At 56.5% G+C, this 25,381-nt stretch carries 19 protein-coding genes and 1 pseudogene; 15 read left to right on the top strand and 5 right to left on the bottom strand.

Translation table 11 applies throughout. The features are described 5' to 3' along the window. Positions 1-39: 39 nt before the first annotated feature. Positions 40-2,520, bottom strand: coding sequence for a TonB-dependent receptor (locus KP707_RS12230; RefSeq protein WP_211496675.1), 2,481 nt, complete (start codon positions 2,518-2,520; stop codon positions 40-42). 173 nt (positions 2,521-2,693) lie between these two features. Between KP707_RS12230 and KP707_RS12225 the strand changes: the two genes are divergently transcribed. Further along, a complete protein-coding gene (locus KP707_RS12225; protein WP_211503281.1) occupies positions 2,694-3,911 on the top strand; it encodes an L-dopachrome tautomerase-related protein in 1,218 nt (405 codons plus the stop codon). A gap of 58 nt (positions 3,912-3,969) precedes the next feature. Here the strand turns inward: KP707_RS12225 and KP707_RS12220 are convergent. The 4 genes and pseudogenes from KP707_RS12220 to minC all read right to left on the bottom strand — a co-directional run. After that, positions 3,970-4,341, bottom strand: a pseudogene (locus KP707_RS12220) (YidB family protein); the annotation flags it as partial. A gap of 73 nt (positions 4,342-4,414) precedes the next feature. Further along, complete coding sequence (gene minE, locus KP707_RS12215; protein WP_046901160.1) at positions 4,415-4,699, bottom strand: cell division topological specificity factor MinE; 285 nt, start codon at positions 4,697-4,699, stop codon at positions 4,415-4,417. Continuing rightward, positions 4,696-5,514 (bottom strand): septum site-determining protein MinD, encoded by an 819-nt coding sequence (gene minD / locus KP707_RS12210; RefSeq protein WP_211503282.1) that lies wholly within the window; start codon positions 5,512-5,514, stop codon positions 4,696-4,698. The genes minE and minD overlap by 4 nt, the downstream gene beginning before the upstream one ends. Before the next feature lie 157 nt (positions 5,515-5,671). Beyond that, positions 5,672-6,409 (bottom strand): septum site-determining protein MinC, encoded by a 738-nt coding sequence (gene minC / locus KP707_RS12205; RefSeq protein WP_211503283.1) that lies wholly within the window; start codon positions 6,407-6,409, stop codon positions 5,672-5,674. 79 nt (positions 6,410-6,488) lie between these two features. Between minC and KP707_RS12200 the strand changes: the two genes are divergently transcribed. From KP707_RS12200 to rpoB, 14 genes are all read left to right on the top strand, one after another. After that, positions 6,489-7,157, top strand: a complete 669-nt coding sequence (locus KP707_RS12200; protein WP_046901163.1) for a glutathione S-transferase family protein — start codon at positions 6,489-6,491, stop codon at positions 7,155-7,157. Continuing rightward, a complete protein-coding gene (locus KP707_RS12195; RefSeq protein ID WP_211503363.1) occupies positions 7,138-8,346 on the top strand; it encodes an aminoacetone oxidase family FAD-binding enzyme in 1,209 nt (402 codons plus the stop codon). The genes KP707_RS12200 and KP707_RS12195 overlap by 20 nt, the downstream gene beginning before the upstream one ends. 103 nt (positions 8,347-8,449) lie before the next feature. Continuing rightward, positions 8,450-8,695, top strand: a complete 246-nt coding sequence (locus KP707_RS12190; protein WP_046902022.1) for a hypothetical protein — start codon at positions 8,450-8,452, stop codon at positions 8,693-8,695. A 46-nt stretch (positions 8,696-8,741) separates the two neighbouring features. Then, positions 8,742-9,968: a DNA recombination protein RmuC gene (locus KP707_RS12185; RefSeq protein ID WP_211503284.1), complete on the top strand. Its 1,227-nt coding sequence runs from the start codon at positions 8,742-8,744 to the stop codon at positions 9,966-9,968. Positions 9,969-10,015: 47 nt separating this feature from the next. Then, the gene (locus KP707_RS12180; RefSeq protein WP_086632943.1) at positions 10,016-10,747 is read left to right on the top strand and encodes a response regulator transcription factor; all 732 of its coding nucleotides are present in this window, start codon (positions 10,016-10,018) and stop codon (positions 10,745-10,747) included. Continuing rightward, positions 10,734-12,158, top strand: coding sequence for an ATP-binding protein (locus KP707_RS12175; RefSeq protein ID WP_211503285.1), 1,425 nt, complete (start codon positions 10,734-10,736; stop codon positions 12,156-12,158). Before KP707_RS12180 ends, KP707_RS12175 begins: the two co-directional genes overlap by 14 nt. A 170-nt stretch (positions 12,159-12,328) precedes the next feature. Then, entirely contained in the window at positions 12,329-15,496 is a 3,168-nt protein-coding gene (locus KP707_RS12170) for an efflux RND transporter permease subunit (protein ID WP_086632945.1), read from the top strand. Between the two features lie 59 nt (positions 15,497-15,555). After that, positions 15,556-16,782, top strand: a complete 1,227-nt coding sequence (locus KP707_RS12165) for an efflux RND transporter periplasmic adaptor subunit (protein WP_046901168.1) — start codon at positions 15,556-15,558, stop codon at positions 16,780-16,782. Then, the gene (locus KP707_RS12160) at positions 16,782-18,410 is read left to right on the top strand and encodes an efflux transporter outer membrane subunit (protein ID WP_211496670.1); all 1,629 of its coding nucleotides are present in this window, start codon (positions 16,782-16,784) and stop codon (positions 18,408-18,410) included. Before KP707_RS12165 ends, KP707_RS12160 begins: the two co-directional genes overlap by 1 nt. Before the next feature lie 107 nt (positions 18,411-18,517). Then, positions 18,518-18,952 carry a 50S ribosomal protein L11 gene (rplK, locus tag KP707_RS12155; protein WP_046901169.1) on the top strand — a complete coding sequence of 145 codons (435 nt, stop codon included), beginning with the start codon at positions 18,518-18,520 and terminating at the stop codon, positions 18,950-18,952. Positions 18,953-18,956: 4 nt separating this feature from the next. Then, positions 18,957-19,649 (top strand): 50S ribosomal protein L1, encoded by a 693-nt coding sequence (gene rplA, locus KP707_RS12150; RefSeq protein ID WP_046901170.1) that lies wholly within the window; start codon positions 18,957-18,959, stop codon positions 19,647-19,649. 312 nt (positions 19,650-19,961) lie between these two features. Then, entirely contained in the window at positions 19,962-20,480 is a 519-nt protein-coding gene (gene rplJ / locus KP707_RS12145) for a 50S ribosomal protein L10 (RefSeq protein WP_211501357.1), read from the top strand. Positions 20,481-20,546: 66 nt separating this feature from the next. Beyond that, a complete protein-coding gene (rplL, locus tag KP707_RS12140) occupies positions 20,547-20,918 on the top strand; it encodes a 50S ribosomal protein L7/L12 (RefSeq protein ID WP_064275059.1) in 372 nt (123 codons plus the stop codon). A 242-nt stretch (positions 20,919-21,160) separates the two neighbouring features. After that, positions 21,161-25,333, top strand: a complete 4,173-nt coding sequence (gene rpoB / locus KP707_RS12135) for a DNA-directed RNA polymerase subunit beta (protein ID WP_099213177.1) — start codon at positions 21,161-21,163, stop codon at positions 25,331-25,333. The last annotated feature ends 48 nt before the right edge of the window (positions 25,334-25,381 follow it).

Below are 25,381 nucleotides of genomic sequence, written 5' to 3'. Positions count from 1 at the left end.
AAAACGGCGGAGTTAAGCTCCGCCGTTTTGCGTTCTGGCTTAGAAGCGCGCAGACACATCCAGATAATAATATCCGCCAGCAATACCAAGCTGGTTGGTGCTCATGTAGTACTTGGGGGCACCAAGATAGCGGTTTTCCTTTGGCACGACGGAGGGGTAAGCAGCGAAGATGTTGTTGCCGCCAATCGTCGCACTCCAGCGCGTGTTGATGTTGTAGGTCACAGACGCATTGGTGGTCCATTTAGGTGCGTTCTGGAACTCGCGATAGTTCGTTGTCGAGAACGCGTTCGGGCCAGTATAGTAGGTCAGGTTTGATGTCGTCTGGCCGTAGCGGATTTCATGAATGGCGACGGCCCATGTGTTGTTGGGCGAGTGCCAGCGACCGCCAAAGATGATCTTGGAGCGGGGGTAGGCTGTCGTCAGATAGGCGAGAGTAGGGATGGTCAGCAGGTTTGCACCGCTGGTGGTCGTACCCTGATGGCGCAGGCGCGTCCGGTTCAGGTTGATGGCAACGTCCCAGTCCACATGACCGAAGCGGCCGAACTCGCTTGGGTAAGTTGCATTGATGTCCAGGCCCTGTGTGCGGGTCGTGGCGACGTTCGCGAACCAGTAAGCTGATAGCTGGCCAGCACCCCAGTTTTCGGAACCTGACGGCAGCGGGAAGCCGTTTGCGTAGAGAGCCTTATATGCCTGTGAACCGTAGATCGTTCCGCCTGGCTGGATACGATCACGCAGATCAATTTGATAGGCGTCGACCGTAACGTGAAGCTTACGGATCGGTTCAACGATGATGCCGCCTTCGACGCTTGTGGCCTGTTCCGGCTTCATCTGTGAAGCGCCGTTAGCCAACGCACCGGTGGAGTTGGCTGCAATCAGGCCGCGCGCTGCTGTTGGGGAAACGGCAAGCGCGGAGTAATGCTGCTGGGCCAGTGTTGGGGCATGGAAGCCACTGCTGAATGTTCCGCGAACAGCAAACCGCGGGCTGAAATCGTAGCGTGTGGAGACCTTGCCGGTTTTGGCATTTCCAACATCTGTATAGTGCTCGACGCGGCCTGCCAGATCGACCTGCCAGTTCTTCATCAAGTGTGTAGAAATATCGACGTATCCAGACGCGACATCACGGGACCAGTTGCCGGCATTGTAAGTTGTCGTACCGGGAATGCCGTCAGCGCCTGTGCCCGCAATGCTGTCTGCGGAGCCGGTGCCCATGGAATACGATTCATAACGATACGCTGCGCCACCGGCGACGTTGATGCTGTGAGGCCAGAAAGAGAAGTTGAACTTCCGGGACAGATCGAAACTGCTCGTCCACTGGGAGTTGTTATACCCCTGCGCATTGTAAAAGTTCGTAGGCGTGCGTCCGTCTGCTTTGTAAACGGCGCTGTTAATCGTGCTGAGGGCATCAAACCGATCAAAGTCACGGCCATAGACTGTGGAAAGATCCCAGTGCCAGCCAGCCAGCATACCCTTGAAACCAGCCGTCAGTTCGTAATCGTTTTCTTCCAGTCCCAGGATTGGCGAATAGCCATAAGGGTATTTTGCGGCGTATCCGGGATAGGCGCTCAGGCTCGAGGGCAGGCGATAGTTCTGGTAGGATTCCGCATGCCGATGGGCATAGGTGGCACTGGCATAGGCCTGAACAGTCTCGGTGATGTCGTAACCTGCAGTGATGGCGACGCTCTCACGTGTCTGTTCGGGCTGGCTCAGCACCTGGTTGGTGTACTGGTTGGTACGATTGTCTTTACCGGACCGGAACGCGTGGTCCTGATGCACAAAATCGCCACCGATATGCACATAGCCACGGTTATTCAGATTGAATCCGCCATCCAGATACACACCCTGCTGGAAACCATCCCCCTCGCTGGTGATGCCGGTGTTGGAGCGCATGCTCAGTCCGTGGTCCTGCTTCTTGGTGATGATGTTCACCACGCCAGCGATCGCGTCGGAGCCGTACTGGGCTGATGCGCCGTCACGCAGAACTTCGATGTGGTCGATCATCGACATTGGCAGCATGTCGATATCAACCGGGGTTGCGCCCTGAGACGGCCCCGGATCGGCATAAATATTGGCCGTCGTATGACGACGCTTGCCATCCACGAGCACAAGGGTTTCGTTCGGGTTCAGGCCACGCAGGGCGATGGTGTCCGTAAGGGCGCCAGCGTCGAAGCCTGCTGTCGGGACCGTCAGCGACGGCAGCAGGAGGGAGAGGGCATCGCGAAGGGTTGGCTGACCCGTTGACGTGATCTGGCGGCTTGAAACAACATCGATCGGGGAAATGGAATCCCGTGCTTTCTTGCCGAATTCACGCGTTCCCGTGACAATCACCGCCTCAGTGCCGCCAGAGACGTCCTTGGCGTGCGCGGGAGCGGCATTGCGGACTGCCTGGCTCTTGGCTTTCTTGTGATGGGTGTCCGTTGTCGGGACGGCTGCGCATAGTCCTGCAACCGGCATCATGAGGGAGGAGCCAAGAAGTGTGGTACCAAGGAGTCCCAGATGTCGGGAAGAAAAGCGTACAGCCACGATTTAACGATCTCACGAGAGTGTATTGATAATTCGACAATCTGATGTCGTGTATCGTTTTGGTCAACGCAATTTCTTGCAGTTTGATAACATTCCCGAAAATTGTGTCCTGGTGTTGCTTCATTCCCTCAGTTGAGGCGTTGCTCTTTGACTGACCACTTGGAGCTTGAACAGTGAAGCGTCGTCATTTTCTGCGCGCAGCATCGGTTGCGCCCGCCTCTCTCGCTGCATCCTCTCTGGTATCCCAATCTGCCTGGGCGGATGGAAACGAAGACCGGGGAACAGGCCCTTCCGGTGTATTCGAAGTGGTGGCCCGGTTTGATGGACCAGGGCCTTCGGGTGTTGTGGTTCTGCCAGATGGTCGCATTTTCGTTGGTTTTCCGCGTCATGCAGTTGACCATAAGGGTGCGACCCTCGGTGAACTCGTGAAGGGAAGGGTGGTTCCTTATCCTTCGGCCGAGGAAAGTATGCCCGGCAGCCGCGCGGCCGCGGATTGCCTTGTATCCATTCATGGCATGACGTTGGACGCAAAAGGCAGGATCTGGGCGATTGATGATGGCAAAAGAGCCGGTCACCCGCTGGCGCCAGGGGCTGCCAAGATCATTTGTGTCGATCCGCAGACCAACACCATTGTTCACAGGATTATCCTGAAAGCGCCGGCGCTTCTGCCGGACAGTCATATGAATGATCTGCGTGTGTCCTTGTCTCATGGAGCGCAAGGCACAGTGTTCGTGACGGATTCTTCATTCGGGACGAAGCCGGGACTTGTGGTGGTGGATGTCGCGACGGGGCAGGCGCGTCGTGTCCTGACGCAAAGCAAGGCCATTCTGGCGGAACAGGGCTTTCTGGCAATCGTGGAGGGCGAGCCCCGCCGATACATTCCCGGCAAGCCTCAGCTTGTTTCAGGCGGTGTGGATGGTATCGCCATCACAAAGGACGAGCAGCGTCTGTACTTCTCGCCTCTGACAAGTCGCCGTCTTTACAGCCTGCCCGTTGCTCTGCTCGCAGATGTCTCATCGGATGACGCAACGCTTGAGCCCGCGATCAGGGATGAAGGTGAGAAAGGGGTGGCAGATGGCCTCGATTTCGACCGGCATGATCGCCTTTACACGACCAACTACGAACACGACTGTATCTTGCGGCGTGATCCGGATGGCAGTTTCAAGATGATGCTGCGGGACCCGCGCGCGCTCTCACCGGATGGCATTTTTGCATCCGACAATTATGTGTACTGCACGTTTGGTCAGTGGAACCGGCTGGCGTCTTTCAATGAAGGCAAAGACCGGCGCGTTCCGCCCTATCTGCTGGTCAGGTTCCCGATTGAAGAGCCGGAAGCCTACAATGCCCTACCCGAGGGGGCACCATCCAAAGCCGGGACACCGGGGGATTAAAATAGAAAAAGCCCTCGACCAGAGGACTGGGTCGAGGGCTTTTTCGGGCTTGGAGCCTTCAGGCTGTCTGCTGCGGAGGCAGCTGGTCTTCTGTCGTGTGCTTGTCCACTGCCGCAGGAAGCAGCTGTGCAATAGCCGGAAGAATGGTTGCTGCCGGAAGACCTGTCTTTGCGACAATCATCTGAATCTGCTCGTTCGTCAGTAGGTTGCGGAGTTCATCCGTGGTGATGGGCAGGTTTTCGCCATTGCCAATCCAGGAATGGATCTTTTCATCAAGGCCTGCGCTCTTCGCCTGTGCAATGAGCATGTTCAGGCCTTCGCCCTTGAGCATATCCCCAAAGCTACCGCCCAGCTTGTCGCCGAGTTGGCCGCCAAGGGCGCCCATGGCCTGATTTACGATGTTACCGAAAAAGCCGCTCATGGCGCATGTTCCGTTTTTGGTGCGGCCTGAACGCCGCTAGGAGAAAAAAGGGCCGAGCCAAAATGATCGGCCCGGCTTTAAATCAGGACGCCCGTTTTTTGTTCAGTTCCTGAGGAACTTCGACGTCAATTTCGAGCATTGAACAGCCACTGCCACGGTCGACCTTGATCTTGACCTTGTCCTGATCGACGGCGACGTGGCGTGCGATGACTTCCATGATTTCTTTGTGAAGCTGTTTGATCAGGTCTGACTCACCTTCTTCACCCGCGCCACGTTCGTGAGCGAGAAGAATCTGGAGGCGATCCCGTGCGACAGCGCTACTGGACGTCTGCTGACGTTTTGCGAAGAGGTTTGCGAGGAAGCTCATGCCGCACCCTTCTTGCCAAGGAGCCAGTCAAAGAAGCCACGCTTCTCGACCGGGACTGAAACTTCAATCTTCTCACCAGCCAGACGGCGTGCGGCTTCGAAATAGGCGCGCGCCGGGAGGCTTTCCGGAGAGGACAGGGTGACAGGAGCGCCAACGTTGGACGCCTTCAGAACATCATCGCTTTCCGGCACAATACCAACCAGCGGGATGGACAGGATTTCCAGAACGTCTTCAACGCTCAGCATTTCCTTGCGGGCAGCGCGGACCGGGTCATAGCGCGTGATGAGAAGGTGCTTTTCAATCTTCTCGCCGCGTTCGGCCTTTTCAGTTTTGCTATCCAGCAAGCCGATAATGCGGTCTGAGTCACGTACGGAGCTGACTTCAGGATTCGTCACGATGACCGCAGCGTCAGCATGGTACATGGCGAGTTGCGCACCGCGTTCAATGCCAGCCGGGCTGTCACAGATAACCCAGTCAAACTTCTCACGAAGTTCTTCCATGACGCGAGCTACGCCTTCTGACGTCAGCGCGTCTTTGTCACGCGTCTGGGAGGCCGGAAGAATGGACAGGGTTTCGCAGCGCTTATCGCGGATCAGGGCCTGGGACAGTCTTGCGTCGCCCTGCACCACGTTGATGAGGTCAAACACAACGCGACGTTCTGCACCCATCACCAGATCAAGGTTACGCAGGCCAACGTCAAAATCCACCACAACGACGTTCTGGCCGCTCTGCGCGAGTGCGGCGCCGAGAGCGGCGGTCGATGTCGTCTTGCCGACGCCACCCTTGCCTGAGGTGACAACCAGAACCTTGGCCATGAATACTCCAAAAACTGCTTCTGTGACGTAATGCCGCCCGTTGTGCGGAACCCGCGCCTGATGCCTTATCCTATGGGATAGTAAAGCCTTACGGCAACACGGGAATAAGGGCTGTTTCGTGGCATGAGGTCACTTTCTTGCAGTTCCCGCCTCCGGATCAGCGCGGAAGAGGCAAAACGCGGACCCGGTCCTCATCCAGAAGGACCTGTGCGGGCTGGCCGAAAATCGCAGCGTCAATGTCTTCCGTAACGGCGTAAAAGCCATCCAGGGCAAGGAGTTCGGCCTCCATTCTGGACGCAAAAATCCGCGCTTCAGACTTGCCGCCGACACCGGCAATCGCGCGACCACGTAACGAACCGTAAACGTGGATAGAACCTGCTGCAACGATCTCGGCTCCTGATGAAACGGAGCCGATAATGATTACGTCGCCCTGCATGTGCTGGATGCACTGTCCTGAGCGGATGGCGCCGTCGAGGATCAGCGTTTGCCCGCCTGCGGGCGCCGCGACGGCTGTTGCATCTACTGCGGCCCCTTGGTCGGGAAGCTCTACTTCGCCGGAAGGGCGGCCGCCTTCGAAGGAGGCAGGCCAGTCCCACCCCGCGACAGCCGGCCATGAACGATCACCACCTTCAATGCTGATGATCCGCACGCCACGACTGCGGATATCTTCCAGAAGGGTTGGTAGGCCCGGTGTTTCTTCCGAGAGAAGTCCGAGGTCGAGAATCACCGGCTTTCCGCTGAAAAGGCCGCCCGAACGGACGACCTGCTGATCCAGGCCGGCCAGCCAGAGGTTCAGGGGAGCCTCCGGTGACAGGACCAGCGCCAGAAAAGAGCGGCCGCGGGCACGGATGCGCATCGGGGAGGAGGCGTGAGAAGCGGATGCGGTGTCTGACATCGGAAAATTCGTTGGCCCTGTATGGAAGCAATGACGGAGGCTCTTGTGAGCGCGTAATGGCTGACTTAGAACATGAAGAATGCGTATCCTGCATCACCTTCCACTCTCCCCGCAATGCCGTCTTGTCCGGCTTGTGCTTGGCGAGAAGAGACTACCCTGTGAACTCGTGATCGAACGGGTGTGGGAACAGCGCGAGGAATTCCTTGCTCTGAACCCTGCTGGTGAGGTTCCGGTTCTTGTTGAAGAGAACGGGCTGGCCGTACCCGGCGCCCGCGTCATCTGCGAATATCTGGATGAAGCCTATCCGGATACACCCCTGCTTGGCCGTACGCTTGCCGAACGTGTCGAAGTCCGTCGACTGATGGACTGGTTTGAGACCCGTTTCGGGCAGGAAGTGACGCGCAACCTGCTGGGCGAAAAAGTTGACAAGCGGTTGTATGGCCGTGGTCACCCAGACGGAAACGTCCTGCGGGCCGGTTACGGCAACATGCGCTTCCATCTGGACTATATCGGCTGGCTGGCAGAAACGCGGTCCTGGCTTGCGGGGCCGTCCATTTCGATGGCCGATTTCGCTGCTGCTGCGCATCTCTCGGCGCTGGACTTCATTGGGGATGTGAACTGGGCAAAAGCGCCGGCCGCCAAGGACTGGTATGCTCGGGTGAAGTCCCGCCCGTGTTTCCGCGGCCTTCTGACTGACCGGATGAGTGGCATCACGCCGCCCGGTCATTATGCGAATCTGGATTTTTAAGCGGGAGCTGTCCGTGACATTTGATGTGGTGGTCCTTGGGGCTGGTGCGGCTGGCCTCATGGCTGCTGCAACAGCGGGACGTGGTGCTGCGCGCGTACTGGTTCTGGATCATGGGTCCGAACCCGGACGCAAGATCCTGATCTCGGGCGGTGGGCGCTGTAACTTTACGCATCTGGAGACAGGGCCAAACTGTTTCCTGTCCCAGAACAAGCATTTTGCGCGCTCAGCGCTGGCACGGTACACCCCGCGTGATTTCGTGAAGTTGGTGGATCGCTATCAGATTGCCTGGCATGAAAAGGCCAAGGGGCAGTTGTTCTGCGATGGGTCTGCCCGTCAGATCGTGGATATGCTGGTGTCTGAATGTCAGGATGCTGGTTGTGAAGCACGGATGGAGACCCGGATTACGGATGTCGAGGCCGATGCGGATGGCTTTGTCGTTCGCACAGATGCCGGGGATGTTCGAAGCCGTTCTGTCATTCTGGCAACCGGAGGTCTGTCCATTCCCAAACTGGGCGCTACTGACCTTTCCCTTCGGATCGCACGATCCTTCGGTTTGAAAATTGTCCCGACTGCTCCTGCTTTGGTGCCGTTGGTCCTGGATGATGCGGACCCTTCTCTGGCAGGGGTGTCGCTGGATGTCGTGACAACCTGCGGGAAAAAAGGACCTCGCTTCGCCGACGGGATGGTTTTTACCCATCGTGGGCTGTCAGGCCCGGCCATACTCCAGATTTCCTCTTATCTTGAGGCAGGCGGCACGGCTCATATTGACCTGATGCCGGGGCGAAATGCGTTAGAGGTTTTGTTAGCGATCAAGAAGGCACGTCCGCGCGCGCTTCCTCCCAGCCTGCTTGAAGCGCTCCCCGCGCGTCTGGCGAAAGAGCTGGCTGCCGGGCTTGGAGACGTCATGCTGGCCAATCAGCCGGACAAGAATATCAAAGCGCTTGCAGAACGTCTGTCCCGATGGGAAGTCCGTCCTTCTGGAACGGAAGGGTACGCGAAGGCCGAAGTTATGCGCGGAGGGATCGATACGAGCGGTCTTTCGTCCCAGACAATGGAAGTGCGGGACGTTCCGGGGCTGTATGCGATTGGTGAAGCAGTGGATGTCACGGGATGGCTCGGTGGCCACAATTTCCAGTGGGCCTGGTCCAGCGGTGTTGCTGCAGGGCAGGCTGCTGCTGCTCGTGTATAGGCTGGGGCGCCACAGGATTGCCATATCGGCATAGGATGCCCGCAACTGATGAGCGGAAGATCCGTTTTGCGCTCACATGAATTGTTTTGAGAGGGTCATGTTGATGTCTGGTTCTATTCGCCGTTCAGCCCTGCGTGCTGTTGCAGGCCTTTCATTCCTTGGGTTGGGTGCATGCGTCGGAACTGCTGCGCCTGGCCCTGTTAACCCGTCAGCGCCGGTCGCCGGGTATGGCTATACCTGCAAGGCCGGAATCTACACCTGCAAGATGCCAACTCAGGTTCCTTTGGGCACCTCCTGTTCCTGCCCGGGACTGGGCGCCGCAAGCTACGGCAACATTCATCAGCCCTGAGGCTGCCAGGATTGGACATGGGCTCCTAAGGGGCTAGAACCGCGCCATGCAGGATGGGAGTTCCGGTATGGTGCAGTTCGTTCCATGGATTATTGCAGCAGCGGCGCTCGTGGTGGCTGCCTTGGCGTTGTTGCGTGGTAATAGCAGGGACGTCGCCCGCCTTCTGGACCGTGAAGCCGATGAGCGTGCGCGGGATGCGGACTATCAGCGGGCGCACTTGGCCGAGGTTGAGCGTGTCCTATCTGGTCGGATGGATGCTCTTCGGCTTGAAACCAGTGAAAAACTGGGCGATCTCGCGCGCCGCGTTGGGCAGGATCAGGCTGAAGGGCGTGTTCTGCTCTCTGATGCGCTGCGTGACATGGCACAAAGTCAGAACGAGCAGATCGAGCGGATCCGTCTGGCCGTAAATGAACAGTTGCACGGTGCTGTCGAAAAACAGATGCAAACCAGCTTTCAGCGCGTGGTTGAGCAGTTCAGTGCGATGCAGAAAGCTCTCGGTGAGGTCACAAGCGTTACAGCCCAGATCGGAGACCTCAAACGTCTGTTCTCGAACGTCAAGACGCGCGGCGGCTGGGGCGAGGCGCAGTGCCGGGCTATTCTGGACGATATTCTTCCGGAGGGGAGCTATGACACTAACTTCCGACTGGGAGACAGCGGAGAGTCGGTAGAGTTTGCCATTCGAATGCCTGTGAAAGGGCATGTTGCTCCCCGCCTGGCGATTGACAGCAAATTTCCCACCGAGGCTTACGAGCGGCTTTTGAATGCATCAGAGCTTTCTGATGCATCGGCTGAAAAGGCTGCAAGGCGCGAGCTTGAGACGGCGATCAAGTTCGAGGCGCGCAAGATCGCCTCCAAATATATCCGGCCACCTGTCACGGTTGAATTCGCCGTCCTTTATCTGCCGACGGACGGTCTTTATACCGAAATTGCCCGGATGCCCGGCGTTATTGATGAAATCGGGCGGCTGTATCGGGTGATTGTCATGGGACCGTCATTGCTACCCGCCATGCTGCGTACGGTTCATCTCGGTTATGTGACGCTTGCGTTGGAAGAGCGGACAGAAACCATTGCAAGCCTGCTAGGCGCAACACGGCAGGAAATGCTTCGAATGGATCAGGTTCTTGAACGATTGCAGCGTAATGCCGGTACGATGGGAAACACGATCGAAGAGGCGCGCCGCCGGACCCGTGTTCTTGGGCGTCGCCTGAGATCGCTAGATGGTATTGATAAAACGGATGAGGGGCAGGACGAGATTGATAGTCTGGAAGCTTAAGACTGATTTTAATTGGATGACAGGATATATTCCCGCATGTGACAGTTATGAGCATGATGCCCGTACCTGAGCACGAGGCGGTCTCCCGCCCGATTGAGCCTGTCATTCGTCTCCTGCTGATTGAGGATGATGAAAGTATTGCGTCGGAAGTCTCCGAGGAGCTTAAGACGCGCGGTTATGATGTGACGTGGGTCGATAATGGTATTCTGGGCCTCGAAGCTGCGCAGTCCGGTCAATATGACCTGATGGTCGTTGATCGTATGTTGCCTGAGATGGACGGCCTGAGTGTTATCGAGGCCCTGCGCCGCCAGAAGATCACACTTCCCGTTCTGGTTCTTTCGGCATTGTCCGCAGTTGATGACCGTGTGAATGGCCTGAAGGCTGGTGGTGACGACTACCTTACAAAGCCGTTCGCCATGGAAGAGCTTGCTGCCCGATTGGAGGCCCTGCTGCGGCGTCCCACGGATAGCCGGGTAACGGTTCTGCGGGTTGGCCCGCTTGAAATGGACCTGATTGAGCGCAAGGTGTCTCGCAGTGGCCGGGACGTTGAGCTTCTCCCGCGTGAGTTCCGTCTTCTGGAATACATGATGCGCCGCCCGGGCACCGTTCTGACCCGAACGATGCTGCTTGAGGACGTCTGGAACTACCGCTTTGTGCCACAGACCAATCTGGTGGACGTGCATATCGGCAAGTTGCGCAGGAAGATTGATCTTCAGGGCGAAACGCCGCTGATCCATAGCATCCGGGGCGCGGGGTTCAGTCTGCGTGTATCGGACTGACATTTTCCGGACGGCCACGTTCCGGCTGACACTGGCATTCGTGGTGGCGATGATCGGCGGCATCACGATGCAGTTCCTGCTCGTCTATGCCCAGATGAACGGTTACGAAAGTGCTCGTTCCAGCGATCTGCTCCGGCGTGAGGCAGCACTTCTCGTTCAGGAAACGCCTGAGCGTCTGGAAGACGTCGTCCGGGAACGAAGCAAGACGGACCTGCGCGTCATTTTGAATGGCGCTGGCCTTTTCGATCTGAATCACAACCGTATTGTTGGTGACATTCGGCGTTGGCCTGAAGGGCTGGAGGTGTCTAACCGGACACGTCGGCTCAAAGTTGCGCCGCCGGGGGACACACCCTATGAGATGCGATATCTGGCGATAGAAGTTCCGGGGCCGGGTGGCGGAGCAGGCGATCGGATTCTGGTCCTTGCCCGCTCCATGCATATGGCGGATGAGCTCCGGTACATCATCAAGCGGGCTGCGCTGATCTCACTGGTGCCAATGGTGCTGTTTGCGCTGCTGGCGGGATTGTTTCTCAGTCATCGGGCCTTGGCGCGGGTCAAGGAGATGCGACAGGCCATTGAACGGATCATGGCGGGCGATCTGCATGAGCGTTTGCCCGCCGGGCGCGAATGGGATGATATCGAGCGTCTTGCAGGCGCCGTGAACCGGATGCTGGATCGGCTTGAACATCTGCTTGATGAAATTCGGGATGTTGGCAACGATATTGCGCACGATCTTAGGACCCCACTGGCACGTGTGCGGGCGCGGTTGGAGCGAGCGCTCTCCTCGTCAGATGATCCTGTTCACCTCAAGTCCATTATTCTGCGGGCCACGCAGGATCTGGATCAGTGCTTTTCGGTGATTACGGCGCTGCTACGTATCGGTGAAATTGAGAACGGACGTCGGCAGGCTGGTTTCACGACGATGGATCTGTCGGAGCTGGTTGCGGGTATCGCAGATCTCTATGAGCCGATTGCCGAGGCTGGTGGGTTGGCTCTGAGTGTGGAAGGCGCAGATCGCGCAATCCCCCTCTATGGAGATATGGATCTTCTGAACGAGGTGCTGGCAAACCTCGTGGACAACGCCATCAAGTTCACGCCTCCAGGCGGGGATGTTGGGTTGATGGTCGGGCAGGACGAGCAGGGCTGTGCCTGGCTTCAGGTTCATGACACGGGCATCGGGATTGCGGAGGAAGAGCGGGGCGCCGTACTGGGGCGATTCTACCGTTCAGACAAAAGTCGTCACATTCCGGGAAGTGGTCTTGGTTTGAGTCTTGTATCTGCAATTCTGCATTTGCATGGGGCAACGCTGAAAATCAGTGCGTTCCGGCCCAATCAGGAACTGGCAGGATCAATATTTACGATTCATTTTTCAGGGCGCAGTGGCTCCGATCGTAGTGCCAGTATTACATGACATTTCTGTTTCATGCCTGAATCCGGTCTTTCTTAAATTCAATTTTGCTTGTCGCACTTCCTGTGTCCGGTATGACTTGTCTCAATTTAAAGGGGACGCCCGTTGAGACTGAAAAAGACTGACGTAATCGCGCAGCTCCGATCATCTAGGAACGGGAGCATCGCAGACGCATGAATGCCATCGTCGTAACGGCCCTCAAACGGCCTTATACGTTCGTTGTTCTTTCGATCATGATCCTTATTTTTGGGGTCAGGGCGATTGTTTCGACGCCGACGGACGTTTTTCCTTCAATCAAGATCCCTATTGTTGCGATTGTCTGGTCCTATACTGGGCTCATGCCAGACGATATGTCGGGTCGTATTGTTTATTATTACGAAAGATCGCTAACAGCGACTGTCAGTAATATCGAGCATATTGAGAGCTCGTCTTACTACGGCCGTGGCATTGTCAAGGTTTTCTTCCAGCCCGGAACGAATACTGCGGTTGCGCAAACGCAGATTACGTCTGTTTCCCAGACAGTCATCAAGCAGATGCCGACCGGGGCGACGCCGCCGTTGATCATCGCGCTGGATGCGTCTTCCGTTCCGGTTCTGACGTTGCAGGTCAACAATTCGACCATGTCCGGGTCGGAAATCTACAACATGGCGTCCAACCTGATTCGCCCGGCGCTTGTGCCGGTCGCGGGTGCAGCCATTCCGAATCCATATGGTGGTCTTGCGCCGGACATCATGGTCGATATCGACCCGATCAAACTTCAGGCTCACCGTCTTTCACCCGAAGACGTTGCAAATGCTCTGAACCGCCAGAACATTGTTCTGCCGGCTGGTGATCAGAAGGTCGGGTCCATTGACTGGATGGTGAAGACCAACTCGACCCCGCTTGATCTTTCGGTCTTCAACAAAATGCCCATCAAGCAGGTGGGAAACTCCGTTATCTACCTGCGAGATGTCGCGTGGGTGCATCGAGGGGGGCCTCCACAGATCAACGCTGTTCTGGTGAAGGGACAGCAGGCCGTTCTGATCGTTATCCTGAAAAGTGGTGATGCCTCGACCCTGTCTGTCGTCGCGGGCGTGAAGGCGCTTCTGCCTCAGATCAAGGCTACGTTGCCGGCTGGCACCACTCTGAACGTACTGACGGACGCGTCAGGCTTCGTGAAAGAGTCGGTTTTTGACGTGGTGCGTGAGATGATCACCGCTGCGATCCTGACCAGTTTGACAGTTCTGCTCTTCCTCGGTTCCTGGCGCTCTACCGTCATCGTTGCGACGTCCATTCCGCTGGCCATGCTCTGTTCGTTGATCGGCCTCAGTATTGCGGGGCAGTCGATTAACGTCATGACACTGGGTGGTCTCGCTCTGGCTGTCGGTATTCTCGTGGATGACGCGACCGTCATGATTGAGAATATCGATGCCCATCTTGAGATGGGGAAAGAGCTTGAAGACGCCATCATTGATGCAGCTAATCAGATCGTCATTCCGACATTCGTGTCAACAACCTGTATCTGTATCGTCTGGCTACCGCTTTTCGAGCTGACGGGTGTTTCCGGCTGGCTCTTCATGCCAATGGCCGAGGCCATCATCTTCGCGATGATTGCGTCCTTCATTCTCTCTCGAACCCTCGTCCCGACAATGGCGAACTGGCTGCTTCCGGCGCAGGTGAAGATGCACCGTGATCCGGAGTGGCATCATCGTAAGCCAGGCTTTTTTGGACGGTTCCAGAGAGGCTTTGAAGCCCGGTTTACGAGCTTCCGCGAGCATTACAAAGGTATCCTGTCGGGCCTGATTGCTATTCGCGGCCGATTTGTTGCCATGTTCCTTCTGGCGGCTGTGGCATCCATGGCCCTGCTGTTGTTCGTTGGGCAGGATTTCTTCCCCGAAATCAAATCCGGTACGCTTCAGATGCATATGCGCGCACCGGTTGGCACGCGTATTGAAGAGACAGGCAAGATCGCTGGGCTTGCAGAAAAGCGCCTGCGGGAGATCCTGCCGGGTCAGGTCGAGAATGTCGTGAATAACTGCGGCTTGCCGTTCAGTCAGTTGAACCAGGCCATGGTGCCGTCACCGACAACGGGTGCGCAGGATTGCGACATCACGATCCAGCTCAAGAATGATGAGAGCCCTATCCCAGAATACCGTCAGAAAGTCCGTAAGGGGCTGACAGATGCGTTTCCTGGAACAATCTTCACGTTCCAGCCGGGTGACATGACTGCCAAAATCCTGAACTTCGGTCTGCCAGCGCCGATTGACGTTCAGATTTCGGGCCGTGATCTGCAGAACAACTTTGCCTTTGCAACGCATTTGGCCAAGAAGCTGCGTCATATTCCGGGTATCACAGACGTATCCGTTCAGCAGCCAATGACCCAGCCAACGTTGCTGATCAACAATCGTCGAAGCTTTGCACTGGGAACAGGCATCACACAGCGGGACGTTGCGTTGAATGCTCTCGTAACGCTGTCTGGTAGTGCGCAGGTGGGGCAGACCTACTACCTGAATGCTCAGGGGACGTCTCAGCTTATCGATGTGCAGACACCTGCGAACTATCTTCAGACCATGAATGATCTGGAAATCGTTCCAATCGACAAGGGCGACGGCAACCCGACCAATCAGAACCCGCAGATGCTGGGTGCCCTGAGCGAACTGGTTCAGACCGGTACGCCTGCGGAAATCTCACATTACAACATCATGCCGGTCTTCGATATTTACGCAGCTCCAGAGGGGACGGACCTTGGCACCCTGTCGCGCGCAGTGAACCGCGTGGTTGACGGAGAGCGTAAAGACCTGCCGCACGGATCAACCCTTGTGGTGCGCGGTCAGGCCGTGACCATGAATGATGCCTATGTGCAGCTGATTGGCGGTCTCGCCCTGTCCATTGTTCTTGTTTACCTGATCATCGTAGTGAATTTTCAGTCCTGGCTTGATCCGTTCGTGATCATCACAGCGTTGCCGGGTGCGCTTGGTGGTATTTCCTGGAGCCTGTTCCTGACCCACACGCCATTGTCTGTGCCTGCATTGACCGGTGCGATCATGTGTATGGGAACGGCTACCGCGAATGCCATTCTTGTCGTCTCGTTTGCACGAGAGCGGCTGGATCACCACGGTGATGTTCTGCTGGCGTCTCTGGAGGCGGGATATGAGCGTATCCGCCCGGTTCTGATGACAGCGCTTGCCATGATGATCGGCATGATTCCGATGTCGATCAGTAATTCCTCGAACGCTCCGCTGGGTAAGGCCGTGATTGGTGGCCTGCTCATCGCAACAGTGGCAACGTTGCTGTTCGTTCCCTGTGTCTTTGCCCTAATGCATTACAAGCGGCCTGCTGGGCCTGAAGGAGACCGCGCGTGACCCACCCGACACAACAGGGGCAGACGCCTCAGGGAAACCGACAGGAAAGTGGATCACCCGTGCGGAACAGACTGATTCTTCTTGGTGTCGTGGTGGTTGCCATTGTGCTGGCTGCCTGGGGTATCGTTGAAAGAGGCGTGCACTATCATTCGCTCAGCGGTGTGACTGAAGAAGCGGCCATTCCGCCGGTAACGCTGATTTCTCCGCAGCCTGGGCCGAAAACGCGTCAGGTGGATCTGCCAGCCAATCTGGCGGCCTGGTATGAAGCGCCGATTTACGCTCAGGTCTCCGGCTATGTGAAGATGTGGTACAAGGACTACGGCGCGCATGTGAAGCGTGGCGATGTTCTGGCTGAAATCAATACGCCAAGCATTGATGCCCAGTTCCAGGCGGCCAAGGCGCAATATAACGTCAAACTGGCGCGCTATAATCTGGCCGTTATCACGACTCAGCGCTGGACTGCTCTGAAGGGGACGCAGGCTGTTTCCCGGCAGGAAGTGGACGTGCAGGCGGCAAATGCAGCGGCACAGAAAGCTGAACTGGAAGCTGCCGAGCATGAAGTCGAGCGTTTTCAGGCGCTGGAAGACTTCAAAAAAATTGTCGCTCCATTCGATGGAATCGTGACGTCACGTCTGGTGAACGTTGGTGACTATGTGAATGCAGGGGGTGGAAACGTGAATTCGCGCGGAACAGCCTCAGAGCTGTTTTCGGTGGCAGATGTTCATCGGATGCGCGTTTTTGTCTCTGTTCCGCAGGATTTTGCGAGCGTTATTTCGCCTAAAATTACGGCTGATCTGTCTGTTCCGCAGTATCCAGGGCGCCGCTTCCGCGCCACGTTCCTGGCAACGGCAAACGCGTTCAATGCGTCTACGCGAACTGTGACGACAGAGCTAACGATCGGGAATGAGGACAATCTTCTCTGGCCGAATTCCTACGCAACAGCTCATATCGCTGCTCCCGGCAATCCGGACATTTTGATTCTTCCCGAGGGCGCTATCATTTTCCGGGCCCAGGGAATGCAGGTTGCCAAAGTTATCAACGGACATGTCCATTTGGTCAGCGTCACGGTTGGTATCAACTTTGGGACGACTGTGCAGATCCTGAGTGGTGTGACGAAGGATGACCAGCTTATTGCCAACCCGACCGCTGATCTGCTGGAAGGGGATGAGGTTCGTGTTGTGCCAACGACACCGGGCTATAACATTCCGACCAAGGCTCAGCAGGAAGAGGACCAGAAATCTGTGCGTTCGCATGATGCCAATCCGGATGAGGCTGGATCCCGTTGATGAGATTGACTGATCGCAAGCGCGGATATTTCTCCAGGCCTCGCCGTCATGTGGCGACGGCTTTGGCTGGTGTCCTGTCCATCGGTCTGGCGTCCTGCAATCTGGCGCCAGAGTACCATCCCCAAAAATTCCTCTATCCGGAAGGCTGGGAAGGGAAGGGGGTCATGGGCAACGCCCGTCCTGCGGATGATGCACTCCGCAGTGACTGGTGGACGATGTTCAAGGACCCTATCCTGAACGAGATGGAAACGCGGATGCTGCAGGTCAATCCGGACCTGCAGGCCGCAGCGGAAGCCTTTACCCAAGCCCGGGACGTTGCGCGCGAGGCGGAGAGCAAGCTCTATCCGCAGCTCACCGGTGCAGCTCATATGAGCTATAACAAGGGCTCGGTCGGGCGGTTGTATAACAACCCGAGAACCAGTTCGTCGCTCGTGTATGAGTCAAATCAGGCTTATAGCGGTGCTGCAACCTGGGAGCCTGATTTCTGGGACTCCATCCGTAACTCAACGCGGATGGAGAAAAATCTCGCTCAGGCGACGGCCGCAGAATATGCGTCCGCCAAGCTGAGCCTGGAGGCGGAGCTCGCCAGCGATTATATCGCGTTGCGAGGGCTTGATGCCCAGAATGCGGTTTATGAAGACTCAATCCATTACTTTAAGGCCGCAGTAGAAATTACGGAGCTGCGTCAGGCTGGTGCCATTGGTGCCGGCCTTGACGTTTCGCGTGCCCAGAATCAGCTGTTTTCAGCCATGGCCGCTCAGAGCACTCTGGTTGCAGACCGGCGAGTGATGGAAAATGCGATCGCCGTGCTACTGAATACAGCGCCTGCGGGTTTCCATATTGCGCCAGTTCGCGATGTGAAAATGCGGTTTGGTGTCGTGAAGGTAAATCCGGGCTTCCCGTCGTCCCTGCTGGAGCGGCGTCCGGATATTGCATCAGCTGAACGACACATGGCCGCAGCCTCCCGGGCAATAGGCATATCACGAGCAGCGTTCTATCCGCATATTACGTTGAGCGCGGATGGTGGCTTTGAGGATGGCGGGTTTGATCTTGCCAGTGTCTCCCGGGCATTCTGGAAAATTGCAGTTCAAGCTGTGGAGCCAGCATTTACGGGTGGATTAAGGCGTGCGGCCTTGCAACGGGCCTGGTCTCAATATCGGGCTTCGGTTGATGATTATCGCGGCGTTGTCCTGTCGGCGTTTCAGGACGTGGAAAACGGTCTGACCCAGAGCGGGCAATACAAGATTGCTCAGGACCAGCAGCAGAAAGCTGTTGAGGCCGCCCTGCGGACGCAGAGCATGACCATGGCGCTCTACACAGGTGGATTGTCGAACTACCTGGATGCTCTCGTGGCGCAGCAGGATGCGCTTCAGGCGCGGCTGGGGCTGGTTCAGACGCAGACTTCACAGATACAGGCGACAGTCCGTCTTGTGCGCTCTCTGGGCGGGGGATGGGATGTCAGTGAGCTTCCAGGCGTGAAGCAGATCGATCCGTTTGGTGCGTTCCAGTATGAAGGATTGCACAAACCGGCACCTGTGGCGGGAATTGATGCCCATGAGTCTGCAGCTGACAACGATCTGAGCGGCGACAAAGGGACGAAAAATGCCCGCGGAGGGTTGACGCACTAGGCTAAACCAGTCTAGGGGACCGCCTCACTTCGAACGCGGGAGGGGGCGGCTGTGTCCGACTCCGTTGTCACCGCGGTTCGGGAACGATAAACAGGGGAGTCCCGGATATGGCCAAAAAAGTTGTTGGCTACATCAAGCTTCAGATCCCGGCTGGTAAAGCCAACCCGTCTCCGCCGGTAGGTCCGGCACTGGGTCAGCGCGGCCTGAACATCATGCAGTTCTGCAAAGAGTTCAACGCGAAGACGCAGCAGCTTGAGCCAGGTATGCCGATCCCGGTGGTCATCACCGCGTATGCAGACCGTACGTTCTCCTTCATCACGAAGACCCCGCCGAACACGTACTTCCTTCTGAAGGCTGCCAAGATTTCCAAGGGCAGCCAGACGGTTGGTAAGGCTGCGGCTGTTGGTTCCGTGACGACGTCTCAGCTTCGCGAGATTGCTGAAACGAAGTTCAAGGACATGAACGCCAACGATCTCGATGGCGCCGTGCGTATGCTCGCAGGCTCCGCGAAGTCGATGGGCCTGAACGTGGTGGAGGGCTGATATCATGGCCAAGAACAAGCGTCTGAATGCTGCGCAGGCTACTGTCGAGCGCAACAAGCCATATGCCCTTTCCGAAGCTGTTGCTCTGGTGAAGAGCAACGCCAAGGCAAAGTTCGATGAGACCATCGAAATCTCTCTGAACCTTGGCATTGACCCGCGTCATGCTGATCAGATGGTTCGTGGTCTGATCTCCCTGCCGAACGGCACGGGCAAGACACTTCGCGTTGGCGTGTTCGCACGTGGCGCCAAGGCTGAAGAAGCTCTGGCAGCTGGTGCAGAAGTTGTTGGTGCAGAAGACCTGGCTGAAAAGATCCAGGCTGGCGAAATCGCTTTCGACCGCTGCATTGCAACGCCTGACATGATGGCTCTCGTTGGTCGTCTCGGTAAGGTTCTTGGTCCGCGTGGCCTGATGCCGAACCCGCGTCTCGGCACGGTAACGATGGACGTCAAGGGTGCGATCACGGCTGCCAAGTCCGGTCAGGTTGAGTATCGTGCTGAAAAAGCCGGTATCATCCACGCTGGCGTTGGTAAGGCTTCTTTCGATGAAGCCAAGCTGGTCGAGAACATCAAGGCTCTGGTCGATGCCGTTCAGAAGGCTCGTCCGTCTGGCGCCAAGGGTACCTACATGAAGAAGGCAGCGCTGTCTTCCACGATGGGTCCGGGCGTCCGCGTTGACGTATCCTCCTTCGAGGCTTGATTGAATTGAGGGCTTTCTGTAGAAAGCCCTCAACAAGGAATGACGCCATGTTTCGGCATGGTGGCGTAGGGGTAATTCGCTCGCGAATTGCTTCCAAACCTGTCCAAGACCGCACGTAGCGCCTCTGGTGCTTTAAATGCTCCTCTCATGGAGCGGCGAGCGTCAGGCGGGGCGCCAGTGTTTCAGTGGCTTTGCCAAGATGCACTGGGTTCGCTCACTTCTGTGGACAGGCGAGCGGGATATTTTCCGGAAACGGGGGTATCCCATGGGTAACTTGGTCCGGATCGTTCCGGACTGACGAGGAGACAGGTTTTGGACCGTACGGAAAAGCGGGCCTTTGTCGAGTTCCTCGCCGATGTGTTCAACAGCACGTCCATGGTTGTCGTCACCCAGAACAAGGGTCTGACGGTTGCTGATGTGACGGAGCTGCGTCGACGCATTCGTGCGGCAGGTGCGACATATAAGGTTGCGAAGAACCGGCTGGCCAGCCGCGCTCTGGGTGGGACCCAATTCGACGGCATCGCGCCACTGCTCAAGGGGCCAACGGCCCTGGCTTGGTCTGAAGACCCGGTTGCAGTTGCAAAGGTGATCGTCGAGTTCGCCAAGACGAATGACAAGCTTGTAGTGCTCGGTGGCTCCCTTGGTTCCCAGACGCTTGACGTCGCTGGAATCAAGACACTTGCCGAGCTGCCGTCTCTGGACGAACTGCGTGCGAAGCTGGTGGGTATGATTCAGACCCCCGCTACGCGTATCGCAGGTGTTGTTCAGGCTCCGGCAGGCCAGCTTGCTCGCGTCTTCGGCGCCTATGCCAAGACCGGCGAAGCCGCCTAAGAGTAAAATCAACGCTGCGGCGTAGATTTGAACCCAATCAAACAGTGCATCACGTAGGATAAGACCATGGCCGATCTGGCAAAGATTGTTGAAGAGCTATCCGCTCTTACCGTTCTCGAAGCTGCTGAGCTTTCCAAGCTTCTCGAAGAGAAGTGGGGCGTTTCCGCTGCTGCTCCAGTAGCTGTTGCTGCTGGCCCGGCTGCTGCTGCAGCTCCTGCTGAAGAGCAGACCGAGTTCACCGTTGTTCTGGCCGCTGCTGGCGACAAGAAGATCAACGTGATTAAGGAAATCCGTGGCATCACGGGCCTGGGTCTGAAGGAAGCTAAGGACCTGGTTGAAGGCGCACCGAAGACCGTCAAGGAAGGCGTGTCCAAGGACGAAGCCGAGAAGATCAAGAAGACCCTGGAAGACAACGGCGCCAAGGTCGAAATCAAGTAATCAACTTGATCGGGTCGTTTCCTCTCTGAGGAGGCGGCCTCTGCGAAAGCAGACGGATAGGGCGGGGATCGCATGCGGTTCCCGCCCGATTTGCCGTTGGTGGAAATAAGAGTATAATACGCGGCTCGCTACGTATTGAAATTACTGAAAGCCGGTCGTTCCGGTCGTCCGTGTCGTGTCAGGCGTTCGTCTGACAATGAAATCCCGGGCGACTCGAAGGTCTGGTGCAGAGGGCAAGATAGATGAACGCGATCACCAAATCGTTCACGGGACGCAAGAGGATCCGCAAAAGCTTCGGGCGCATTCCCGAAATTGCGCCGATGCCCAATCTGATCGATGTGCAGCGCGCGTCCTACGAAGCGTTCCTGCAAATGAACGTGAGTCCTGACAGCCGTCAGAACTCCGGTCTGCAGGAAGTCTTCCGTTCGGTTTTTCCAATCAATGACTTTGCTGGTCGCGGTCGTCTGGACTTCGTGTCTTACGAGTTCGAAGAGCCGAAGTATGACGTTGAAGAATGCATTCAGCGCGGTCTGACATTTGCAGCTCCGCTGAAGGTTATCCTCCGTCTTACGACTTGGGATATCGATGAAGACACAGGTTCACGCTCCATTCATGATCTGAAGGAACAGCCGGTTTACATGGGCGACATGCCGCTCATGACCAATAACGGCACCTTCATTATCAATGGTACCGAGCGTGTCATCGTTTCTCAGATGCATCGTAGCCCGGGCGTCTTCTTCGATCATGATAAGGGCAAGACGCATTCTTCGGGCAAGTATCTTTTTGCTGCCCGTGTGATTCCGTATCGTGGTTCGTGGCTGGACTTCGAATTCGATGCAAAGGACCTGATTTACGTCCGCATCGATCGTAAGCGTAAGCTTCCGGTTACGACGCTGCTTTATGCTCTTGAGGGCGCGAACTATATCGCCCAGCGCGAAGAGAAGATTGCAGAAGGCGGCGATGTCGAAGGTCTAGACATTCGGGGTATGGATCAGGATGAAATCCTGTCCTACTTCTACGACATGGTCACCTTTACCCGCATGGGTGATGGCTGGGCACGTCCGTTCGAGCCTGATGCGTTCCGCGGCCAGAAGCTGCTGAGCCCGTTGGTTGACGCTGATACCGGTGAAGTCGTTGCTGAAGCCGATGCCAAGCTGACAGCGCGCATGGTTCGCAAGATTGCTGAAAAGACCCGTGTAGTTCAGGTCGGTCGCCTTGACGTTCTTGGCTGCTATCTTGCCCATGATCTCATCAATGAGAACACTGGCGAGATCTACGGTGAAGCTGGTGAAGAGCTGACGGAAGACCGTCTGGCAGCACTTGAAGAGCTGGGAATTACAGAGCTTCCAACGCTTTCCATCGATGGTTCGCACGGTCCTTGGATCCGTAACACGCTCTCAGTTGACAAGAACACGAGCCGTGACGAAGCACTGATCGATATCTATCGTATCATGCGTCCAGGCGAGCCGCCGACCAAGGAAACCGCTGAAGCGATGTTCCGCGGTCTGTTCTTTGACCAGGATCGCTACGACCTTTCGTCTGTTGGTCGTGTCAAGATGAACATGCGTCTTGATGTAGACGCTCCGGATACCCTGCGCGTTCTGCGCAAGGAAGATATCCTGCGTACCATCAAGATCATGTGCGATCTCAAGGATGGTCGTGGCCAGATCGACGACATCGATAACCTTGGTAACCGTCGTGTTCGTTCTGTGGGCGAACTGATGGAAAACCAGTATCGCGTTGGCTTGCTTCGTATGGAGCGTGCCATTCGCGAGCGCATGGGCTCCGTCGACATCGACACGGTCATGCCGCATGATCTGATTAACGCCAAGCCTGCGGCTGCTGCCGTACGTGAGTTCTTCGGCTCTTCGCAGTTGAGCCAGTTCATGGATCAGACAAACCCGCTTTCCGAAGTGACGCACAAGCGTCGTCTCTCGGCGCTTGGTCCGGGTGGTCTGACCCGTGAGCGCGCAGGCTTCGAAGTTCGTGACGTCCATCCGACGCATTACGGTCGTATCTGCCCAATTGAGACGCCTGAAGGCCCGAATATTGGTCTGATCAATTCGCTTTCGACCTATGCCAAGGTTAACAAGTACGGCTTCATTGAGACACCGTATCGTCTTGTGAAGGACGGCATTCTTCAGGATGGTTGGAAATATCTTTCCGCCATGGAAGAAGAGAAGCTTGTTGTTGCACAGGCCGATGCGAAGCAAAGCGCCGACGGCCATCTGACGGACGAACTGGTCTCGGTTCGTAAGTCTGGTGACTTCCGCGTTGTTCCGCCTGAGCAGGTTACGGCTTGCGACGTATCACCGAAGCAGCTTGTGTCTGTTGCTGCAGCTCTCATTCCGTTCCTTGAGAACGATGACGCGAACCGCGCCCTGATGGGTGCGAACATGCAGCGTCAGGCCGTTCCGCTGGTGAAGGCTGATGCCCCACTGGTTGGTACGGGCATGGAAGCAGCCGTTGCGCGTGACTCTGGCGCGACAATCGTCGCCAAGCGTGACGGTATTATCGACCAGATTGATGGTGCCCGTATCGTTGTCCGCGCGACCGACGATGCCGGTGCAACTCAAGGCGTCGATATCTATCGCCTTCGCAAGTACATGCGTTCGAACCAGTCGACCTGCATCAACCAGCGCCCGCTGGTAAAGGTTGGTGATACGGTTCATGCTGGCGACATCATCGCTGACGGTCCGTCCACGGAGCTGGGTGAACTGGCTCTGGGTCGTAACGTGCTCGTCGCGTTCATGCCTTGGAACGGTTACAACTTCGAAGACTCCATCCTGATTTCTGAGCGTATTGCTCGTGATGACGTGTTCACCTCGATTCATATCGAGGAATTCGAAGTCATGGCTCGTGATACGAAGCTGGGTCAGGAAGAAATTACGCGCGACATTCCTAATGTCGGCGAAGAAGCTCTTCGTAACCTTGACGAGGCTGGCATTGTTTATGTCGGTGCAGAGGTTAATCCGGGCGACATTCTTGTTGGTAAGGTGACACCAAAGGGCGAAAGCCCGATGACGCCGGAAGAGAAGCTTCTGCGTGCCATTTTTGGTGAAAAGGCTTCTGACGTTCGTGATACGTCTCTGAAGCTTCCACCTGGAACGACTGGAACGATCGTTGATGTTCGTGTCTTCTCGCGCCGCGGTGTGGACAAGGACGAACGTGCCATGGCCATCGAACGCGCTGAAATCGAGCGTCTGACGAAGGACCGTGATGATGAGCGTTCCATTCAGGAGCGTAGCTTCCACAACCGTCTGCGTGAGCGTCTGGTTGGTGAAGTGGCAGGAGCAGGCTTCAAGGGGATCCGTGCAGGAACGCCGATCACAGTAGAGGTGCTTGATGAGCATCCTCGCGCTGCATGGCGGAACGTCACGGTTGCTTCTGACGAAGTCACCGCCGAGCTTGAGACCCTGCGTTCAGAGTTCGACGAAGCTGTTCGCCTCATTAACTCTCGCTTTGAGAACAAGGTCGAGAAGCTTCAGCGTGGTGATGAACTGCCGCCTGGGGTGATGAAGATGGTTAAGGTCTTCGTCGCTGTGAAGCGTAAGCTTCAGCCTGGCGATAAGATGGCCGGTCGCCATGGTAACAAGGGTGTTGTTTCCCGTGTTGTGCCAGTCGAGGACATGCCGTTCCTGGAGAACGGTCAGGCGGTTGATATCGTTCTCAATCCGCTTGGTGTGCCGTCTCGTATGAACATCGGTCAGATCCTTGAAACCCATCTGGGTTGGGCATGTGCCAATATTGGCGCAAGCATCGGGGAAATGGTCGACGAGTATCAGCGGTCTGGCGAGCGTAAGCAGGAACTGCTTGATCGCCTGCGTGATGTCTATGGCGACGAAGTGTTCGAGACGGATGTGGCAACGCTTCCTAACGAGCAGCTTGTTGAGCTGGCCAATAACCTCCGCAAGGGCCTGCCAATTGCTACGCCTGTTTTCGATGGGGCTTCCATCCCCGATATCGAAAACATGCTGGAGAAGGCTGGCGTTGATAAGTCTGGCCAGTCCCAGCTGATCGATGGTCGTACAGGCGAGCTGTTCGAGCGTAAGACGACAGTTGGCTACATCTACATGCTGAAGCTGCATCACCTTGTCGACGACAAGATCCATGCACGTTCGATCGGTCCTTACTCGCTTGTTACGCAGCAGCCGCTGGGTGGTAAGGCGCAGTTCGGTGGTCAGCGCTTCGGTGAGATGGAAGTGTGGGCACTTGAGGCGTATGGCGCAGCATATACGCTGCAGGAAATGCTGACGGTGAAGTCGGATGACGTGTCCGGCCGTACCAAGGTTTATGAGGCGATCGTGCGTGAGCAGGATGACTTCGAGGCCGGTATTCCTGAGAGCTTCAACGTTCTGATCAAGGAACTGAAGTCGCTCGGTCTGAATGTCGAACTTGAGCAGGGCGCCGCTTAATTGGCGTCTCTGCTGCTCGCTTTACGGTTCAATTTTGACGCGCCCGCA

The sequence above is a fragment of the Gluconobacter sp. P5E10 genome (assembly GCF_018812145.1).
In the GTDB taxonomy this organism is placed as follows: domain Bacteria; phylum Pseudomonadota; class Alphaproteobacteria; order Acetobacterales; family Acetobacteraceae; genus Gluconobacter; species Gluconobacter cerinus.
Note: the sequence above shows the minus strand (reverse complement) of the source record. Positions and strands in the feature narration are given on the sequence as shown.

Excerpts from the sequence above, each read along its gene's own strand:
- minE (WP_046901160.1), bottom strand. The coding sequence starts at position 4,699 with ATGAGCTTCCTCGCAAACCTCTTCGCAAAACGTCAGCAGACGTCCAGT.
- minD (WP_211503282.1), bottom strand. The coding sequence starts at position 5,514 with ATGGCCAAGGTTCTGGTTGTCACCTCAGGCAAGGGTGGCGTCGGCAAG.
- minC (WP_211503283.1), bottom strand. The coding sequence starts at position 6,409 with ATGTCAGACACCGCATCCGCTTCTCACGCCTCCTCCCCGATGCGCATC.
- KP707_RS12200 (WP_046901163.1), top strand. The coding sequence starts at position 6,489 with ATGCGTATCCTGCATCACCTTCCACTCTCCCCGCAATGCCGTCTTGTC.
- KP707_RS12195 (WP_211503363.1), top strand. The coding sequence starts at position 7,138 with ATGCGAATCTGGATTTTTAAGCGGGAGCTGTCCGTGACATTTGATGTG.
- KP707_RS12190 (WP_046902022.1), top strand. The coding sequence starts at position 8,450 with ATGTCTGGTTCTATTCGCCGTTCAGCCCTGCGTGCTGTTGCAGGCCTT.
- KP707_RS12185 (WP_211503284.1), top strand. The coding sequence starts at position 8,742 with ATGCAGGATGGGAGTTCCGGTATGGTGCAGTTCGTTCCATGGATTATT.
- KP707_RS12180 (WP_086632943.1), top strand. The coding sequence starts at position 10,016 with ATGAGCATGATGCCCGTACCTGAGCACGAGGCGGTCTCCCGCCCGATT.
- KP707_RS12170 (WP_086632945.1), top strand. The coding sequence starts at position 12,329 with ATGAATGCCATCGTCGTAACGGCCCTCAAACGGCCTTATACGTTCGTT.
- KP707_RS12160 (WP_211496670.1), top strand. The coding sequence starts at position 16,782 with ATGAGATTGACTGATCGCAAGCGCGGATATTTCTCCAGGCCTCGCCGT.
- rplK (WP_046901169.1), top strand. The coding sequence starts at position 18,518 with ATGGCCAAAAAAGTTGTTGGCTACATCAAGCTTCAGATCCCGGCTGGT.
- rplA (WP_046901170.1), top strand. The coding sequence starts at position 18,957 with ATGGCCAAGAACAAGCGTCTGAATGCTGCGCAGGCTACTGTCGAGCGC.
- rplL (WP_064275059.1), top strand. The coding sequence starts at position 20,547 with ATGGCCGATCTGGCAAAGATTGTTGAAGAGCTATCCGCTCTTACCGTT.
- rpoB (WP_099213177.1), top strand. The coding sequence starts at position 21,161 with ATGAACGCGATCACCAAATCGTTCACGGGACGCAAGAGGATCCGCAAA.